17 protein-coding genes are annotated in these 18,008 nt (G+C 72.4%); 7 read left to right on the top strand and 10 right to left on the bottom strand.

Features of this window, described 5'->3' with window-relative positions; translation table 11 throughout:
* Nucleotides 1-24 precede the first annotated feature (24 nt).
* Together QZL85_RS12765 and QZL85_RS12770 are read right to left on the bottom strand one after the other, a co-directional pair.
* The gene (locus QZL85_RS12765; RefSeq protein ID WP_295577302.1) at nt 25-312 is read right to left on the bottom strand and encodes an HPr family phosphocarrier protein; all 288 of its coding nucleotides are present in this window, start codon (nt 310-312) and stop codon (nt 25-27) included.
* The gene (locus QZL85_RS12770) at nt 309-650 is read right to left on the bottom strand and encodes a PTS sugar transporter subunit IIB (RefSeq protein ID WP_295577304.1); all 342 of its coding nucleotides are present in this window, start codon (nt 648-650) and stop codon (nt 309-311) included. The genes QZL85_RS12765 and QZL85_RS12770 overlap by 4 nt, the downstream gene beginning before the upstream one ends.
* Before the next feature lie 109 nt (nt 651-759).
* Between QZL85_RS12770 and QZL85_RS12775 the strand changes: the two genes are divergently transcribed.
* Nucleotides 760-2,679, top strand: coding sequence for a transcription antiterminator (locus QZL85_RS12775; protein WP_295577305.1), 1,920 nt, complete (start codon nt 760-762; stop codon nt 2,677-2,679).
* 110 nt (nt 2,680-2,789) lie between these two features.
* On the opposite strand, the gene QZL85_RS12780 is transcribed toward QZL85_RS12775, so the two are convergent.
* The 3 genes from QZL85_RS12780 to QZL85_RS12790 form a co-directional block, all read right to left on the bottom strand.
* Complete coding sequence (locus tag QZL85_RS12780; RefSeq protein ID WP_295577308.1) at nt 2,790-3,362, bottom strand: GNAT family N-acetyltransferase; 573 nt, start codon at nt 3,360-3,362, stop codon at nt 2,790-2,792.
* A gap of 159 nt (nt 3,363-3,521) precedes the next feature.
* Nucleotides 3,522-5,177, bottom strand: a complete 1,656-nt coding sequence (locus tag QZL85_RS12785) for a phospho-sugar mutase (RefSeq protein ID WP_295577310.1) — start codon at nt 5,175-5,177, stop codon at nt 3,522-3,524.
* Nucleotides 5,174-6,004 carry a purine-nucleoside phosphorylase gene (locus QZL85_RS12790; protein ID WP_295577311.1) on the bottom strand — a complete coding sequence of 277 codons (831 nt, stop codon included), beginning with the start codon at nt 6,002-6,004 and terminating at the stop codon, nt 5,174-5,176. The genes QZL85_RS12785 and QZL85_RS12790 overlap by 4 nt, the downstream gene beginning before the upstream one ends.
* 81 nt (nt 6,005-6,085) lie before the next feature.
* Between QZL85_RS12790 and QZL85_RS12795 the strand changes: the two genes are divergently transcribed.
* Nucleotides 6,086-7,537 (top strand): NAD(P)H-quinone dehydrogenase, encoded by a 1,452-nt coding sequence (locus tag QZL85_RS12795; RefSeq protein ID WP_295577314.1) that lies wholly within the window; start codon nt 6,086-6,088, stop codon nt 7,535-7,537.
* A gap of 78 nt (nt 7,538-7,615) precedes the next feature.
* Here QZL85_RS12795 and QZL85_RS12800 read toward each other — a convergent pair whose 3' ends face one another.
* The 3 genes from QZL85_RS12800 to QZL85_RS12810 form a co-directional block, all read right to left on the bottom strand.
* Nucleotides 7,616-8,077, bottom strand: coding sequence for a hypothetical protein (locus QZL85_RS12800; RefSeq protein ID WP_295577316.1), 462 nt, complete (start codon nt 8,075-8,077; stop codon nt 7,616-7,618).
* A gap of 42 nt (nt 8,078-8,119) precedes the next feature.
* On the bottom strand, nt 8,120-9,886 hold the full coding sequence (locus QZL85_RS12805; RefSeq protein WP_295577318.1) for a biotin carboxylase N-terminal domain-containing protein: 1,767 nt from the start codon (nt 9,884-9,886) through the stop codon (nt 8,120-8,122).
* Between the two features lie 78 nt (nt 9,887-9,964).
* Nucleotides 9,965-10,621, bottom strand: a complete 657-nt coding sequence (locus tag QZL85_RS12810) for a nucleoside triphosphate pyrophosphatase (protein ID WP_295577320.1) — start codon at nt 10,619-10,621, stop codon at nt 9,965-9,967.
* Nucleotides 10,622-10,657: 36 nt separating this feature from the next.
* Here QZL85_RS12810 and QZL85_RS12815 point away from each other — a divergent pair, with 36 nt between their 5' ends.
* Genes QZL85_RS12815 through QZL85_RS12830 form a run of 4 tightly spaced genes read left to right on the top strand, consistent with a single transcriptional unit; the run spans nt 10,658 to nt 14,923 of the window.
* Nucleotides 10,658-11,941, top strand: a complete 1,284-nt coding sequence (locus tag QZL85_RS12815; protein ID WP_295577322.1) for a class I SAM-dependent RNA methyltransferase — start codon at nt 10,658-10,660, stop codon at nt 11,939-11,941.
* 21 nt (nt 11,942-11,962) lie between these two features.
* A complete protein-coding gene (locus QZL85_RS12820) occupies nt 11,963-12,619 on the top strand; it encodes a response regulator transcription factor (RefSeq protein WP_295577324.1) in 657 nt (218 codons plus the stop codon).
* Entirely contained in the window at nt 12,609-13,838 is a 1,230-nt protein-coding gene (locus QZL85_RS12825; RefSeq protein ID WP_295577326.1) for an ATP-binding protein, read from the top strand. Before QZL85_RS12820 ends, QZL85_RS12825 begins: the two co-directional genes overlap by 11 nt.
* Nucleotides 13,835-14,923: a hypothetical protein gene (locus QZL85_RS12830; protein ID WP_295577328.1), complete on the top strand. Its 1,089-nt coding sequence runs from the start codon at nt 13,835-13,837 to the stop codon at nt 14,921-14,923. Before QZL85_RS12825 ends, QZL85_RS12830 begins: the two co-directional genes overlap by 4 nt.
* A gap of 316 nt (nt 14,924-15,239) precedes the next feature.
* Here the strand turns inward: QZL85_RS12830 and QZL85_RS12835 are convergent, their stop codons facing one another.
* Nucleotides 15,240-15,491, bottom strand: coding sequence for an acyl-CoA carboxylase subunit epsilon (locus tag QZL85_RS12835; protein WP_295577330.1), 252 nt, complete (start codon nt 15,489-15,491; stop codon nt 15,240-15,242).
* On the bottom strand, nt 15,488-17,077 hold the full coding sequence (locus QZL85_RS12840) for an acyl-CoA carboxylase subunit beta (RefSeq protein ID WP_295577332.1): 1,590 nt from the start codon (nt 17,075-17,077) through the stop codon (nt 15,488-15,490). Before QZL85_RS12840 ends, QZL85_RS12835 begins: the two co-directional genes overlap by 4 nt.
* Before the next feature lie 121 nt (nt 17,078-17,198).
* Between QZL85_RS12840 and QZL85_RS12845 the strand changes: the two genes are divergently transcribed.
* Nucleotides 17,199-17,981, top strand: coding sequence for a biotin--[acetyl-CoA-carboxylase] ligase (locus tag QZL85_RS12845; RefSeq protein ID WP_295577334.1), 783 nt, complete (start codon nt 17,199-17,201; stop codon nt 17,979-17,981).
* Nucleotides 17,982-18,008 lie beyond the last annotated feature (27 nt).

Below are 18,008 nucleotides of genomic sequence, written 5' to 3' on the forward strand. Positions count from 1 at the left end.
GTGTCCTCGTTCCGTTCTTCTTCTTCACTCGTCGTGGTCGGTCGTCAGCAGCTCGGCCAGCTCGTCGAGCACGTCGTCGGCGGCGTCCCCGTCGGCGATCAGGGTCACGTAGTCGCCCTTCTCGGCACCGAGGGAGATAACCCCCAGGATGCTGGCGGCGTTCACCGGGCTGCCGGATCCCTTGGAGATCGACACCGGGATGCCGGCATCCTTCACCGCCTGCGCGAACAGCTTCGCGGGGCGGGCGTGCAGCCCGTTGGACGAGCCGATGCGGATCGTCCGGGTGGCCTGCGGTGCGGACTCTTCCGTCATGGGATGTTCCTCTCGGTGGCGTCTTCGTCCGCGGGTGCGGCCAGGGCGGTGTCGACCAGGGCGAGCGTGCGCGTCCCGTCGATGTCGGCGAACACGTCGTCCGGCAGCAGCACGACGCGCGCGCCGCGGTAGGCGGCATCCCGTCGGATGTGCTCGAGCGAGCGACGCAGGTGGGGGCCCACGAGCACGACGTCCGCGGCATCCAGATCGATGGCCAGGGACTGCTCGGTGCCGGCGACGGCACTGATGTCCCGTCCGGCCGCCTGGGCGGCATGGCGCACACGCTGCGCGACGAACGTGCTCGACGCTCCCGCGCCGCACACCACGAGGATCCTCATCGACCCGCCTCCTTCTTCGCCATTCTTGTGAAAGTGCTGGGAGCGGACAACCAGGTTCGCTTCCGCGGGGGAGGAAACTCCGTCGCGGGGTCGTGGTTGACTGTCCTCCGTGAGCAGAGCCAGGCAGGATCGCGTCGTCGCCCTGCTCACGCGACGCGGCGAATGGACGACCGCCGCAGAGCTCGCCGACGCGATCGGCGTGACCCCGCGCAGCATCCGGAGCTACGTCACGGGCCTGAACGCGCGCGTCGCGGACGGAGTCGTGGTCGAGTCGGGTCCGCAGGGCTACCGCCTCGGGCCGGACGCCGGCGCTGCGCTGCGGACGACGGGCCCGGACGCCTCCGCGCCGCGGGAGCGCCTGCACCGCCTGGTACGGGCGATCCTCGCCGCGCCGGACGGGGTGGATGTCTTCGAGATCGCCGACACCTTCCATGTCAGCCCCGCCACGGTGGAGGCCGACCTCGGTCGCGTGCGGGCCCTGCTCGGCGGAACGGAGCTGACCCTCGAGCGCGCCGCGTCCCGCGCGCGTCTGCGTGGCACCGAGATGGCGCAGCGGAGACTCCTCAGCAGACTCGCCCACGAGGAGACGGAGGACGGCGCCTTCGATCTGGAGGCGCTGCGTCGAACGCTCGGGGAAGGATCGATCGGCGCCAGAGCCTTCGGCCCGTTCAAGGCGGAGCTCGTCTCCGGCCTCGGGAATCTCGGCTACTTCGTCAACGAGTTCGGCATCGGCGACGTCATGATGCACATCGCGATCGCGGCCGACCGGGTCGCCGGCGACCATGCGCTCGACGACGGCGGCGAGGGCTCCACGCCTGCGCAGATCGCGGAGCTCATCGATCGGCTCAGCGCGGACCACCTCGGCGTGCGCCTCGGCAGCGGGGACCTCAGCCACCTCGCCGCGATCGTGCAGAGCCGGGTCATCGCACCCGGCGCGGCCGCGCCCGCCGAGGTCATCCGCGAGCGGGTCGACCCCGAGGTGGAGGCCGCGGTCCGCGGCGTCGTCTCCCGCGCCGCCGCGGAGTTCCTCGTCGACCTCGACCATGACGACTTCGTCATGCGGCTGTCGCTGCACGTGCAGAACCTCCGCGAGCGCGCGCGGGAGCAGGCATGGTCGCGGAACCCCCTGACCCGGTCGCTCAAGACGACGTACCCGATGATCTTCGAGGTCGCGGTGTTCATCGCGGACGGGCTGCGGGGACTCCTCGGCATCCCGCTGCTCGACGACGAGATCGCGTACATCGCCATGCACGTCGGCGGGCGGCTCGAGCGCAGCCGCCGCGCCGGCGCCCTGCTGACGGCGACGATCGTCTGCCCCGGGTACTACGAGCTGCACGAGCTGCTGCGCTCGAGCGTCGACCGCTCCCTCGGCGGGGCCATCGAGGTCGTCGACGTCGAGACGCGGGTCGACCCCGACTGGGAGTCGATCGACAGCGACCTGATCCTCAGCACGATCGACCCGCCGCTCACCTCCGACCGGGTCGTGCGCATCCAGCCGTTCCTCACCGAGGCCGACGTGGAGCGCGTGCAGGCGGCGGCGGGGCGCGTGCGGCGGGCCCGGCGCCTCGCGCGGCTGCGCGCCGAGCTCGAACGCTACTTCTCGCCCGAGGCGTTCGTGCACGGCCTCGGCGCCGGCGTCGACGAGGAGCAGGTCATCCGCCGCCTCGGCGGTCTGCTCGTCGCGCAGGGGGTCATCGCCGAGGACTACGTCGAGCGGACGCTGGAGCGCGAGCGGCTCTCCTCCACGGCGTTCACCGACGCGCTCGCCGTCCCGCACGCGATCGGGATGTCCGCCACCCGCACCTCGATCGCCGTGGGCATCGCCGACCCGTCGATCCCGTGGGGCGATGCGCGCGTGCAGGTCGTGGCCATGGTGGCGTTCTCCGAGTCCGACCGCGCCGCGTTCCAGACCGTGTTCGAGCAGCTCGTCGAGGTCTTCAGCGAGCGGGAGAGCGTCCAGCGGATCCTGCGCCGGGGGACGACCTTCACGGCATTCCTTGACGAACTCGTCGCCGTGGTGGACGGCTAGCGCGCTGCGCCCGCCGATGCGAGGACGCTGAGAAGCCACATCCGGCATGAGAAACCACGCCGGAGGTGGTTTCTCATGCTGATCGTGGTTTCTCGGCCGGCCGGGCGCCGTCAGGGTCGCGCGAGCCTGGTCTGCAGTCCCAGCCGGACCGCGGGCCACTCGTGCGGGAGGATCGAGTAGACGACCGTGTCGCGCAGCGTCCCGTCGGGTCCCAGTCGCGCGTTCCGCAGCACGCCGTCCTGCTTGGCGCCGAGCCGCTCGATCGCCGCGCGCGATTGGCGGTTGTGCCAGTGCGTGCGGAACTCCACGGCGATCGCATCGCACGCCTCGAAGGCGTGACCGAGGAGCAGGAGCTTCGCGGCCGTGTTCACCGCCGTCCGCTGCACGCGTGTGGCGAGCCAGGTGTAGCCGATCTCGACATGGCGGTTCGGCTGGTCGACGTTGCAGAACGTCGTCATGCCGACGGCGCGGCCCGCGTGGAGCACGGCCCACGGGTTCATGCGACCGGCATCCCGCTCGGCGAGACGGAACGCGATCTCCTCCGCGGGCGACGCGGGCACCGACGTGTACCAGGCGTACTCGAGCCCCGTGGCGGCCTCGGCGAGGTCGTCCGCGTGGTCCGCGGCGAGCGGCTCGAGCCGCACGTGGTCGTTCTCCAGGACGCGGGGCTCGGTCAGCAGCACGCCGTTCAGCCTACCGAGCGGGGTCCGGCGAAGCCGTGCAGCGCTGAGAAACCACATCCGGCATGACAAACCACGCCGGAGCGGGTTTCTCATGTTGATCGTGGTTTCTCAGCGGCGCGGCCGCGGGGCGCAGTGCGGCGAGACCGCCGGGCGGGCGGGTCAGGCCGAGGCGGCGGCGACGAGCTCGCGCGCGCCGGCGTCGAGCGCGGCGAGCCGCGCCGCGGCGTCCTCGGCGGAGGTCCCGCGCACGTCGAGGTACACCTTCAGCTTGGGCTCGGTGCCGCTCGGGCGCACGATGACGCGCGACCCGTCGTCGAGCCACAGGCGCAGCACGTCGCCCGAGGGCTGGTCGGCCGCGGGCACGAGCAGATCCTCGACCCGCTGCACCCCGACCCCGCCGAGTGCGACGGGATGCTGCGCCCGCAGCGCGGCCATGATGCGGCCGATGATCGACACGTCCTCGACGCGCACCGAGACCTGACCGCTGTCGAAGAAGCCGAACGTCTCCTGGAACTGGGCCAGGAGGTCGGGGACTGCCGCGCCCTGCTCGCGCGCTTCGGCGATCATCCCGAGCATGGCGATCGCGGCCGAGATGCCGTCCTTGTCGCGGACCGTCTCGGGGTTCACGAGGTAGCCGAGCGCCTCCTCGAACCCGAAGACGAGTCCGGGTGCGCGGGAGATCCACTTGAAGCCCGTGAGCGTCGCGTGGAAGTCGAGCCCGTAGTGCTCGGCGACGGTCTGCAGGCCGGGGGAGGAGACCAGCGAGCAGGCCAGCGACCCTGTCGACGCCGTGCGGGCGGCCCGCCAGCCGAGGAGCAGCCCCACCTCGTTGCCGGTCAGCCGGCGCCAGCCCCCGTCGGCCTTCGCATCCGGGATCGCGACGGCGAGCCGGTCGGCATCCGGGTCGTTGGCGAGGATGAACTCCGCGCCCGCCGCCCGCGCCGTCTCGTACGAGAGGTCCATGGCCCCCGGCTCCTCCGGGTTGGGGAAGGCGACCGTGGGGAACGCGCCGTCCGGCGCGATCTGCGCCTCGACGACGAGGGGCTGCGGATAGCCCGCGAGTGTGAGGATCCGGGCGAGCGTCTCGTGTCCGACGCCGTGCATCGCCGTGTACACCCACGGCATCCCCGCCGCTCCGGCCGGTGCCGGCGCGACGAGCGCGGTCGCCGCGACGTACGACTCGACGACCGCCTCGTCGGCGACCTCGTACTCCGTCGAGCGCGGCAGCGTGCGGATGTCGCCGGCATCGGCGACCCGCTGGATCTGCGCGGCGATGTCGGCGTCGGCGGGCGCGACGATCTGCGAGCCCTCGTCCGCTCCGCCGAGGTACACCTTGTACCCGTTGTCGTCGGGCGGGTTGTGGGATGCCGTCACCATGACGCCGGCGGCGGCGTCGAGGTGACGCACCGCGAACGCGAGGACCGGGGTCGGCAGGAGACGCGGCAGCAGGACGGCCCGCAGGCCCGCCCCGGCGAAGATCTCGGCGCTGTCCCGCGCGAAGACGTCGGAGTTGCGTCGCCCGTCGTACCCGATCACGACCGTGGCGCCCGCGCCCGCGCGCTCCCGCACGTACGCGGCGAGTCCGGCGGCGGCCTGCGTCACGAGCACGCGGTTCATGCGGTTGCTGCCGGCGCCGAGGCGTCCGCGGAGGCCTGCCGTGCCGAACGCGAGCCGTCCTGCGAAGCGGTCGGCGAGGTCGGCGGCCGCGGCCGCGTCGCCGGCTTCGGCCCGGCGGATCAGCGCATCCAGCTCGTCCCGTGTGACGTCGTCCGGGTCCTGCGCGAGCCACGCCCGCGCGACCTCGACGGTGCTCACAGCTCGCCGATCACGCGCGCCAGGAGCGCGGAGATGACCGGCTCGGCCTCCCGGCCGGCTTCGATGACCTCGTGATGGCTGAGCGGCGTGGTCTGGATGCCGGCGGCCATGTTCGTGATGAGCGAGAAGCCGAGGATCTCCATGCCCGCCTGACGGGCCGCGATGGCCTCCAGCGCGGTGGACATGCCGACGATGTTGCCGCCGATCGTCTTGGCCATCCGCACTTCCGCGGGGGTCTCGTACTGCGGTCCGCGGAACTGGCAGTACACACCCTCGTCGAGGCTCGGGTCGACCCGACGGGCGAGGTCGCGCAGCCGCACCGAGTACAGGTCGGTGAGGTCGATGAACGTCGCGCCCTCGAGGGGCGAGTCGCCGGTCAGGTTGATGTGGTCGCTGATCAGCACGGGCTGTCCCGGCTTCCAGCCCGACTTGATGCCCCCGGCGCCGTTGGTGAGGACCATCGTGCGGGCGCCGGTCGCCGCGGCGGTGCGCACGCTGTGCACGACGCGGCGCACACCGTGGCCCTCGTAGTAGTGCGTGCGCGCCCCGATGACGAGCACACGGCGACCCTTGGGGGTCAGGATGCTGCGCAGCGATCCGACGTGGCCGACCAGGGCCGGCTTGCTGAAGCCGGTGACCTCGGTCGCCGGGATCTCCGCGGTCGTCCCGCCGATGAGGTCGGCGGCCTTCCCCCACCCGCTGCCGAGTGTGAGGGCGATGTCGTGGCGGTCGACGCCGGTGAGCCGGGCGATGTCGGCGGCGGCGTCGGCGGCGAGCTCGAAGGGGTCGCTGGTGGGATCGTCGAGCGGATTGGAGATGTCGGACATGGGTCCACTCTAGGAACCCGGGCGCCTTCCCGGCCAGACCGGGCGGCGCGGACGGGCGGCGCGGCCTGAGACAATGGACCAATGACCTTGAGCTTCGAGAGCACGCAGAGCGTCATCGTCCTCGGTGGCGGTCCCGGCGGGTACGAGGCGGCGCTGGCCGCCGCGCAGCTCGGCGCGGAGGTCACCCTCGTCGAACGCGCCGGCGTCGGGGGGTCGGCGGTCATCACCGATGTCGTGCCGTCGAAGAGCCTCATCGCGACCGCGGATGCCGCGGTCGCGATCTCCGAGGCCTCGGACCTCGGCGTGCAGCTGTTCGCGACATCCGATCGCGGCAAGCCGCTCAAGCCGCAGGTCGCGATCAACCTCGCCGCCGTCAACAAGCGGCTGATGTCGCTGGCGCGGCAGCAGTCCGACGATATGCGCGCGACGCTCGTGGAGGCCGGCGTGCGCCTCATCTCCGGCCACGGCCGCCTCGACGGCACGCATGCCGTCGTCGTGTCGACGAGCCAGGGCGGCACCGACTTCGACCGCATCGAGGCCGACACGCTCGTCGTCTCGGTCGGGGCCTCTCCGCGCGAGCTGCCCACGGCGATGCCGGACGGGGAGCGCATCCTCACCTGGACGCAGCTGTACGACATGAAGACCCTCCCCGAGCACCTCATCGTCGTCGGCTCCGGTGTCACGGGAGCCGAGTTCGCCTCGGCGTACATGAACCTCGGCGCCAAGGTCACGCTGATCTCGAGCCGCGACCAGGTGCTGCCCGGTGAGGACACCGACGCCGCCGCGGTGATCGAGAAGGTCTTCAAGCGCGGGGGGATGACGGTTCTCGCGAAGTCGCGCGCGGAGAAGGTCGAGCGGGTCGGCGAGGGTGTCGTCGTGACCCTCGGCGACGGCCGCACCGTCGAGGGCAGCCACTGCCTCATGGCGGTCGGCTCCATCCCCAACACGTCCGGGATCGGCCTCGAGGACGCCGGCGTCCAGCTCGCGGAGTCGGGGCACATCCAGGTCAACCGCGTCGCGCGGACCTCGGTGCCGAACATCTACGCCGCGGGCGATTGCACGACCTTCGTCCCGCTGGCATCCGTCGCGTCGATGCAGGGGCGGATGGCGGTCTTCCACGCCCTCGGCGACGCGGTCATCCCGCTCGATCGCCGCCGCATCGCCGCGAACATCTTCACGGCGCCGGAGATCGCGACCGTCGGGTACCAGGTCAAGGACATCGAGTCCGGCCGGATCGACGGCTATGTGCACAAGCTGCCCCTGGCCGCCAACGCCCGCGCGAAGATGATGGGCGTCAAGGACGGGTTCGTGAAGCTCATCGCGCACACCGGCTCGGGCATCGTGCTGGGCGGCGTCATCGTCGCGCCGCGCGCCTCGGAGCTGATCTACCCGATCGCGATCGCCGCCGAGCGCCGGCTCACCGTCGATCAGCTCTCCCGAGTCTTCGCGGTGTACCCGTCGCTGTCCGGGAGCATCACCGACGCCACACGCGCGATGCACCCGATCGACCGCAGCACCACCGACATCAGCTGACGCCCGTCACGCCGCGGCGGTCTCGTGACGTGGGCCGGCATCCGCGCGGTCCCGTCCTGATCGGAGCGCCCTCGCGGGTCAGCGCTCGATGACCATCCCCTGGATCACCGCGACGTGCAGGTACGTCTCGATGCTCCCGTGGGCGTCGATGACCGCTGCGGACGCCGGAGTTCCGTCCAGCTCGATCTCGTGCACGTCCTCATCGCACGGGATCTCCGCGTCGAACGGGTCCGACTCGGCGCCGTCGGCGGAGACCAGGGTCACCGCGACGTCGGCGGTGCCGCCCCCGAAGCACTGCGCATCGGCGCGGACGAGCGGGGTGGGGGAGGCGAACTCGAGCCGGCCGTCGCCATCGGAACCCTCGTGGTCGATGAGGAGCGACACGGTCCCGGCGGCGCCGGGGCCGTCGGACTGGGCCGCCTCGACGTCCTCGAGCCACGCGCGCGCGTCGTCGAGGTCGATCCGGGGGGCCGTGGCGCACCCGGCCAGCACGAGCAGCAGCCCGGCACCGGCCGCCACGATGCGACGTCGATCCTTCATGGGCCCCACGCTACGCCACGGGTCCCGGTGTGACCCGATGCGTCAGGAGATGGTCAGGAGCTGATGTCCGGCCGACACGGTCGTGCCGGGGGCGGCGTTCACGGCCCCCACGACGCCGTCCTTGTGCGCCTGGATGGGCTGCTCCATCTTCATCGCCTCGAGCACGACGACGAGGTCGCCCTTGACGACCTGCTGCCCCTCCTCGACGGCGACCTTGACGATGGTGGCCTGCATGGGGGACTTCACCGCGTCGCCGGAGGCGCCCGCCGTCACCGACGCGGCGTGCGAGCGGCGCGACGGCGGCACGGCCGCCGGGCGGCCGATCCGCGTCGGAGCCTGCACGATGCGATCGGGGAGGCTCACCTCGAGGCGCTTGCCGGAGACCTCGACGACGACGCTGTGGCGCGGCTCGCAGGCCGACGGGGAGTCCAGCTCCCCGTCCCACGGCGGGATGTCGTTGACGAACTCGGTCTCGATCCACCGCGTGTAGACGCCGAACCGGCCGTCCTCGGCCGTGAACGCGGGGTCGCGGACGACCTTGCGGTGGAACGGCAGGACCGTCGGCATGCCGGCGACCTCGAACTCGTCGAGCGCCCGGCGGGAGCGCTCGAGCGCCTCGGCGCGGTCGCGGCCCGTGACGATGATCTTGCCGAGCAGCGAGTCGAAGGCGCCGCTGACGCTGTCGTTCGCGGTGACGCCGGAGTCCAGGCGGATGCCGGGGCCGCCGAACGTCTTGAACTGGTGGATGCGTCCCGGCTGGGGGAGGAAGTTCCGACCCGGGTCCTCGCCGTTGATGCGGAACTCGATCGAGTGCCCCACCGGCTCGGGGTCTCCGTAGTCGAGCGTGCCGCCCTCGGCGAGACGGAACTGCTCGCGCACGAGGTCGATGCCGGTGACCTCCTCGGAGACCGGGTGCTCGACCTGCAGGCGTGTGTTCACCTCGAGGAACGAGATCGTCCCGTCCCCGCCGATGAGGAACTCGCACGTGCCGGCTCCGACGTAGCCGACCTCCTTGAGGATCGCCTTGGACGATTCGTAGAGGATGCGGTTCTGCTCGTCGCTGAGGAACGGCGCGGGTGCCTCCTCCACGAGCTTCTGGTGGCGGCGCTGCAGCGAGCAGTCGCGCGTCGAGACGACCACGACGTTCCCGGCGGCGTCGGCGAGGCACTGCGTCTCGACGTGGCGCGGCTTGTCGAGGTACTTCTCCACGAAGCACTCGCCGCGCCCGAACGCCGTGATGGCCTCGCGGGTCGCGGACTCGAACTGCTCGGCCACTTCGCTGAGCTCGCGGGCGACCTTGAGCCCCCGGCCGCCGCCCCCGTAGGCCGCCTTGATGGCGATGGGGAGTCCGTACTGCTGCGCGAAGGCGATGACCTCGTCGGCTCCGGACACGGGGCCCGGGGTTCCCGGCGCCAGAGGGGCGCCGACCTTCTCGGCGACGTGACGGGCCGTGACCTTGTCGCCGAGCGCCTCGATGGCCTCGGGGGAGGGTCCGATCCACACCAGCCCGGCCGCGATGACGGCGCGGGCGAACTCCGCGTTCTCGGCGAGGAAGCCGTAGCCCGGGTGCACGGCGTCGGCGCCGGACCGGCGGGCGACCGAGAGGATCTTCTCGATCGACAGATATGTCTCACTGCTCGTCACGCCCTCGAGCGCGTACGCCTCGTCGGCGAGCTTGGCGTGCATCGCGTCGCGGTCCTGGTCGGCGTAGACGGCGACGGAGGCCTTCCCGCTGTCGCGGGCGGCACGGATGACACGGACGGCGATCTCGCCGCGGTTCGCGATGAGCACCTTGGCGATAGGGGGCATGAATGCCAGCCTACCCAGCACACGGGGGTCGACTTTGGATCACTCGCACAAGATCACCGAGAAAACGTGGGCGGAACCCTACGAGTCGGCGGGGCTGCTCCAGAGACTCGTCCAGGTGACGCCCAGGTCTGCGGCCAGTCGCCGCACCGTCGACAGCGACATTCCGACGACCGTCGACGGGTCGCCGTCGACACGATCGATGAACGCGCCGCCGAGGCTGTCGACGGTGAAGGCGCCCGCGACCTGGAGCGGCTCGCCGGAGGCGACATAGGCGTCGATCTCGGCATCCGTGATGTCGCCCGCGAAGGTGACGGATGCCGCCGCGACGGCGTGCGCCTCGCGCGGCTCGGCGCCGGGCGCGAGGCGGAACACGCTGTGACCGGAGTGCAGCACACCGGTGCGCCCGCGCATGCGGTGCCAGCGCGCGGTCGCCACCTCGGCCGTGTAGGGCTTGCCGAGCACCTCGCCGTCGAGCTCGAACATGGAGTCGCCGCCGATGACGAGCCCGTCGAACTCCGGCTCCTCGGCGGCCAGGGTCGCGGCGACGTCGGCGGCCTTGCGGCGCGCGAGGAGCAGGACGTGCTCATCGGGCGGGAGGACGCGGCCCTCGTGGGCCTCGATGGCGGCGATGACCGCCTCCTCGTCGACCTGCGGCGCCTGCGTGCGCGGTTCGATGCCGGCCTGTCGCAGCAGCATGAGGCGGGCGGGGGAGGTGGAGGCCAGGCACACGCGCATTCCCCCACGGTAGCGGCGCCGTGGGATGCTCGACGGATGGATGCCGGAGACCTCATCGACCTGGACGTGACCGACGTCGCCCACGGCGGCGTGTTCGTGGGGCGGCACGAGGGCCGCGTGGTCTTCGTGCCCGACGCGATCCCCGGCGAGCGGGTCCGCGTGCGGTTGACCGACACCGGCAAGTCCGCGTTCTGGCGCGGGGAGACGCTCGAGGTGCTCGACGCGTCGCCGCACCGTCGCCCGCACGTGTGGCCCGCCGCGGATGTCGCCGTGAGCCCGCAGGATCGTCCCGGCGGCGCCGACTTCGGACACATCGACCTGACGCACCAGCGCGAGCTGAAGACCCGCGTGCTGGCTGACGCCCTCCGCCGCATGGCCGGCCTCGAGCTGCCGACGACGATGGAGGCCGCGGGCGGCGAGAGCGCCGCGGAGTCCGCCGACGGCACGCGGTGGCGCACCCGCGTCAGTCTGCACGTCGATGCGGACGGCCGCGTCGGGCCGTTCGCGGCGCGCAGCCACCGGGTCATCGACGTGGACGACCTGCCCCTCGCCGTGCCGGCCGTCGCGCAGGCGGCGCGCACCATCAGCGGGCTGCCTCCCGGTCGCGTGGACCTCGTCCAGCCTGCCGACGGGCGGGTCCGCCTCCTCGCCCGCCCGGAGACGCCCCCGCGGGCACGGCGCGGCCCGCGCCGTCCGCCGGCCGATCCGGCGATCCGCGAAGTCGTCGTCGAGACGGTCGGCGGTCGGGACTTCCGGGTGGATGCCGGCGGGTTCTGGCAGGTGCACCGGCTCGCCGCGACGACGCTGACGGATGCCGTGGCGGCGGCGCTCCGGGAGGACGGCGCACTCGACCCGGACGCGGCGAACCTCGACCTGTACGGGGGTGTCGGGCTCCTCGCGGCCGCCGTGGCGGGGGTCGGCGGAGCGGGCACCCGCATCACGAGCGTCGAGTCGGATCCGCGCGCCACCGAGCACGCCGGTGAGAACCTCGCCGAGTGGGTCGGCGCGCGCGCCGAGACGGGCCGCGTGGACCGGTGGCTCGCCGAGTTCACGCGCACGGCATCCGCCGACCAGCGCGCACGACTGGCCCGCGGCGTCGTCGTCCTCGACCCGCCGCGCGCGGGCGCCGGCCGCGAGGTCGTCGACCTCCTCGCGGACCTCGATCCCGCGCGCATCGTCTACGTCGCGTGCGACCCCGTCGCGCTCGCGCGCGACCTGGCGACCTTCCGCGCGCATGGCTTCGACACCCGCAGCGTCCGCGCGTTCGACCTCTTCCCGCACTCGCATCACGTCGAGGCCGTCGCCGTCATGTCACGATGAATCGCTCGCTAGGCTGAGCCCATGACGAGGGTCGCACTGATCGACGACCACGAGTCCGTGCGTCTGGGACTCGAGGCGGCCTGCGCGCGCGCCGGGACCAAGGAAGTGGTCTTCTCCGGCAGCAGCGTGCGGCAGTACCTCGACTGGCGCACCTTCTCGGCATCCGCGCCCGCCGATGTCGTGGTGCTCGACCTCACCCTCGGCGACGGCACGACCGTCACCGAGAACGTGTCGCGCCTCGTGGGGGACGGCTCGTCCGTCATCATCCACAGCGTCGCCGACCGGCCCGCCGCCGTGCGCGAGGCCCTCGCCGCGGGGGCCGCGGGCATCATCAGCAAGTCCTCCCGCATCGACGACGTCATCGACGCCATCCGCACGGTCGCACGCGGCGAGCCGCTCGACAACGTCGAATGGGTCAGCGCCGTCGAGGGCGACCGGGCGTTCGCCGACGCGCAGCTCTCCGCGCGCGAGCGCGACGTGCTGCGGCTGTACGCGGCGGGTCTGCCGCTCAAGGTCGTCGCCGAACGCCTCGGCATCGCCTATTCGACGGCGAAGGAGAACATCACGCGGGTGCGCGTGAAGTACGTCGAGGTCGGCCGCCCCGCGCCGACGAAGGTGGACCTGCTCCGCCGCGCGATGGAAGACGGACTGGTTGCCGAGGGTTCCGGTGACGGCTGAACGCATCGCGCTCGACCCGGCCACCCGGCGGCCCCTGGGCGACATCTCGGCCGGCGTGGAGAACTTCACGCAGGCGCGCGTCGAACGCATCATCGTCGTCGCGATCGGCTCCGGCTCCACTCTTCTCGGCACGCAGGGGTTCCTGAACGCCCTCGCGCCGCCGCAGGAGGATCCGCTCTGGCGCACGGGCCTCGTGATCGCGATCTTCCTGCCGCTCGCGCTCATGGTCATCGCGTGCTTCGCGGGCGTCGCGGCGCGCGGCTTCGCCGGCGTCTTCGCCGTCGTGTTCCCCCTCGCTCTGCTGACCTGGCCGCTCGCGACCGCCGGTCGTCCCGCCGACCCGGCCGAACCGTGGATCTGGTACCTGCTGAACGTCGCGACGTCCGCGGCGGTCGTGGCTTTCCGCATCCCGCTCCAGGTGGTGTGGGCGGTGCTCGTGCCGGTGCTGTTCGGCGTCGTGCGCATCGCGCAGGTCGGCACCGCGCAGGGCAGCGTCGTGGTCGTCGTGCTCGACGTCGTGTACGCGCTGATCCTCGCCGGCGTCGTCATCACCCTCGGGTGGATGCTCCGCTCCGTCGCCGCGGGCATCGATGAGACCCGGGGGAGCGCCGTCGCCTCGTATGCCGCGGCGGCCGCCGCCGACGCGGTCGAGAAGGAACGCGTGGCCGTCGCCGCGCTCATGCACGACAGCGTCCTGGCCGCCTTGATCGCCGCCGAGCGGGCGACGACCGATCGTGAGCGCACCCTCGCCGTGTCGATGGCGCGGGAGGCTCTCACCCGCCTCGCGAACGCCGACCAGAGCGCGGGCGAAGGACCCGACGAGCCCGTGGACGGCGCGACCATCGCCGCGCAGCTCGAGGCCGCCGCCCGCGACCACGGCCAGGCCGTGACGGTCGCGCGGGACATCGATCCGTCGGCCCCGGCGATTCCCGGCCGCGTCGCCCGCGCCCTCATCCTCGCGGCCGCGCAGGCGATCGCCAACGCCATCCAGCACGCGCACGGGGCGGGGCTCACGGTGGAGGTGTCGGCCGACCGTGAGGGTGTGCGGATCCGCGTCGGCGACACGGGGCACGGGTTCGACCCGGCCGCCATCCCGGATGACCGCCTCGGCATCCGCGCCTCGATCATCGCGCGCGTCGCGGCGGCGGCCGGCCGCGCGACCGTCGACAGCAGCGCCGCGGGCACCGTCGTCACCCTCACCTGGGAGCAGCCGCGATGACCTTCTCCGTCCGCGTGGTGCTCTCGGCGCTCGGCGCCGCGTTCACGGCGTACCTCGCCGTCGGCGGCATGCTCTGGACGACTCCCGTCGAGTTCCCGCTCATGCTGACGGCATCCGTCGTGCTGTTCCTCGCGACGACGTGGCTGTGCATCTTCTGGAACGTCCGGCCCACCGAGACGCCGTCGCCGGAGACCATCACGGCGGGCCTCGGCGGACGCGCCGTCCTCCCCGCGTGGGCGGGCGTGCTCGCCCTGGCGAACGTGGCGATCGTGCCGTCGGCGACCTGGTACGCCGCGGGGCCCGCCGCGCGCCTGGAATCGTTCGCCACGTGGAGCCTCGGCGGGATCGGCGCGCTCATGGCGATCGTGATGGTGCGCCGCCGACCGTGGATCGCGTGGATCGGCGTCGTCCTGCTCGCGGTGGAGGCCGCGTTGTGGATCGGCATCGCGAATGCGCTCGCCCTCGGCGTCGTCGGTGCGGTCACCTGGGTGGGACTCGCGCAGCTGATCACGCGGCTCCTCGACAGCGCGGCGCGCGACACCGCCGACCTGACCGAGCTGCAACGGGCGTCGTCGGAGTGGCTCGCGTCGCAGGATGGGCGGCGGCGGGAACGCCGCGCACAGGTGCAGCGGGCCCTGTCGGTCGCCGGGCCCGTCCTTGCGCGCACGGTCGAGACCGGCGGTGTCCTCGACGACGACGAGCGGATGGGGGCGCGGCTGGCCGAAGGCCGCCTGCGCGACGACATGCGCGGCCCCCGGCTGCTGGATGACCGCGTCCGCGCGCAGCTGGAGGAGGCCCGCCGGCGGGGCGCGAGCGTCACGGTCCTCGACGAGGGCGGACTGGAGGGCCTCGACGAGGACGCCCTCACGGCGATCCGCGGCGAACTCGCGCAGGCGCTGGACGAGGCGCACTCGGACCGGCTCTACATCCGCACGTCGCCGCATGAGAAGACCGCCGTGACCGTGGTCGGGCGCTCGCGTCTGGACGATGATCCCGACGGCGAGGAGCACGTCGACCTGTGGCACGAGATCTCCCGGCCGCCGGTCGCCGGCACGACGCCGGCCCGCGACGGCGCCGATCTCTGACGCGCGGGACTCCGACGCTCAGGCACGTGACGCGCCGGCGCCGTGAGCCCCGGCGCACCTGACGTACCGGCACCGGACGCACGGACGACGGACGCGTCTCCATGGCGTCGGCCTGAAGGGCCGAAGAGAGAGGGAGGCGAGGGGCGGCGAAGCCGCCCGCCCCTCGCCATGCGAGCGGTTACCCGAAAACCGACTCGCGGGGCCGGACCACTGAGGCGATCCGACCGAACGCAGAAGCGTTCCAGCGGTTCCAGTCTGGGGGAGGGGCGCCCCCGGCGTCTGTAGGTATTTCGGGGGACATTTCCGCGATGTTACGTCAGCCGCGGAAGCGGCCCCAGCCGACATCGCGCCGCAGCGGCTCGCGCAGCGCACGCGCGGAGATCGACCACGCCGACGCGGGCGCCTGGTCCTCCTCGACGATCGTCGTGGCGGCTTCCCGCTCGTACGTCTCCGTCACGACGGCGAGCACGGCGGCGAGCTCCTCCGGCGTGGGGTCGCCGCGGCGCACCTCGACCGGCAGGAGGTGCGCTTCCGCCTCTCCCGTACCGCCGGCATCCACGTCGCTCACAGCGGGATGTTCCCGTGCTTCTTCGCCGGCAGGCTCGCGCGCTTGCCGCGGAGCGCCCGCAGCGCCTTCGCGACGGCGACGCGCGTCTGGGCCGGCTCGATGATCCCGTCCAGCTCGCCGCGCTCGGCGGCCAGGAACGGGGACGCGACGTTGTAGGTGTACTCGTTGGCGAGGCGGGTGCGGACGGCGGCGACGTCCTCGCCGGCCTCCTCCGCCTTCTTGATCTCGCCCCGGTAGAGGATGTTCACGGCGCCCTGGCCGCCCATGACGGCGATCTCCGCCGTCGGCCAGGCGAGGTTGATGTCCGCCCCGAGCTGCTTGGAGCCCATCACGATGTACGCGCCGCCGTAGGCCTTCCGCAGGATCACGGTCACGAGCGGCACGGTGGCTTCGGCATACGCGTACAGGAGCTTCGCCCCGCGGCGGATGACGCCGGTCCACTCCTGGTCGGTACCCGGCAGGTAGCCCGGCACGTCCACGAGGGTCAGGATCGGCACCGAGAACGCGTCGCAGAAGCGCACGAACCGGCTCGCCTTCTCGCCGGCCTCGATGTTCAGGGTTCCCGCCATCTGCGACGGCTGGTTCGCGATGATGCCGACCGTCCGGCCTTCGATGCGACCGAAGCCGATGACGATGTTCGGTGCGAACAGGGGCTGGACCTCGAGGAAGTCCCCCGCATCGACGATGTGCCCGATGACCTGGTGGATGTCGTAGGGCTGGTTGGCGGAGTCGGGGATGATCGTGTTGAGGACCCGGTCTGAGTCGGTGGTCTCCCACTCGAACTCGTGCTCGTACGCGGGCTGCTCGGACATGTTGTTGTCCGGCAGGAAGCCCAGCATCGTGCGGACGTAGTCGATCGCGTCGTCCTCGTCCTCGGCGAGGTAGTGCGCGACGCCGGAGCGCGTGTTGTGCGTGTACGCACCGCCGAGCTCCTCCATCCCGACGTCCTCGCCGGTGACCGTCTTGATGACGTCCGGGCCGGTGACGAACATCTGGCTCGTCTTGTCGACCATGACGACGAAGTCGGTGAGCGCGGGGGAGTACACCGCGCCGCCCGCGGCCGGGCCCATGATGATCGAGATCTGCGGGATGACGCCGGATGCCGCGGTGTTCAGGCGGAAGATCTCGCCGTACTTGCCGAGGGCGACGACGCCCTCCTGGATGCGCGCGCCGCCGGAGTCGAGGATGCCGACGATCGGCATGCCGCCGCGGAGCGCGAACTCCATGACCTTGATGATCTTCTCGCCTGCGACCTCGCCCAGCGAGCCGCCGAAGGTGGTGAAGTCCTGCGCGTACACCGCCACGGTGCGGCCGTGGATCGTGCCGGTGCCCGTCACGACGGAGTCGCCGTAGGGGCGGGAGCGGTCCATCCCGAACGCGGTCGTGCGGTGGCGGACGTACTCGTCGAGCTCGACGAAGGAGCCGGGGTCCACGAGCAGCTCGATGCGCTCGCGGGCGGTGAGCTTGCCCTTCGCGTGCTGCTTCTGGACCGCCACGGCTTCGGCGTCGACGACCGCCTCCTGGTAGCGCGCGCGGAGGTCGGCGATCTTGCCGGCGGTCGTGGAGAGGTCGGGCTGATCGGTCACGCGTTCCACACTAGCGAGCGGGTTCGGCCGTCGGTTGGAGTGAGGCCACAACGAGGCGGCGCTTCGGCTGTGGGTTCCGGCAGGTCTGGGCGGCGCGAGGCGGCGCGCGTAGGGTGGCGTCATGGCGCTCTCCCCGCACGGTTACCCCCTCGCCGCCGCTGTCAGCCCGCGCGTGCACGTCGTCGAGACGATCGACTCGACCAACGCGAAACTCCTCGCCGACGCGGCCGGCGACCCGGACGGCCACCCGCACCTCTCCCTCGTCCTCACGCGCGATCAGCGCGCCGGCCGAGGGCGCCTGGACCGCACCTGGACGACGCCGCCCGGGACGGCGCTGGCCGTCTCCGTGCTCCTGCGGGTGAGCGCGGTCCCCGCCGCGATGCGCGGCTGGATCCCGCTCATCGCGGGCGCCGCCATGACGCGGGCCGTGGCGGCGCAGCTCAGCGGGCACGACGTCGCGCTGAAATGGCCGAACGACGTCCTCGTGGACGGTCGGAAGATCAGCGGCATCCTCGCCGAAGTGCTGCCCTCGGACCCGTTCGCCGTCGTCGTCGGCGCGGGGGTCAACACCGCCATGACGGACGCCGACCTGCCGATCACGACGGCGACGTCTTTCGCGGCGCTCGGACGCGAGGCGGACGAGGACCGGCTCCTCGCCGACTTCCTGACCGGGCTGCGCGACCGGATCGCCGCGCTCGCCGTCGCGGGAGGACGCTCCGACGCCGTCCACGCCGACATCCAGGAGCTCTGCGCCACCGTCGGCTCCGACGTGCGGGTCTCCCTGCCCGACGGCACGACCCTCGTCGGCCGGGCCACCGGACTGGACGCCGAGGGGCGCCTCCTCGTGCGGACCGCGGACGCCGAGACCGCTGTCGCGGCCGGCGACGTGGTCCACGTGCGCTAGATCCGGGCGCGCCGCCCGCCGACCGTC

The organism is uncultured Microbacterium sp. (assembly GCF_900078385.1).
GTDB lineage: Bacteria > Actinomycetota > Actinomycetes > Actinomycetales > Microbacteriaceae > Microbacterium.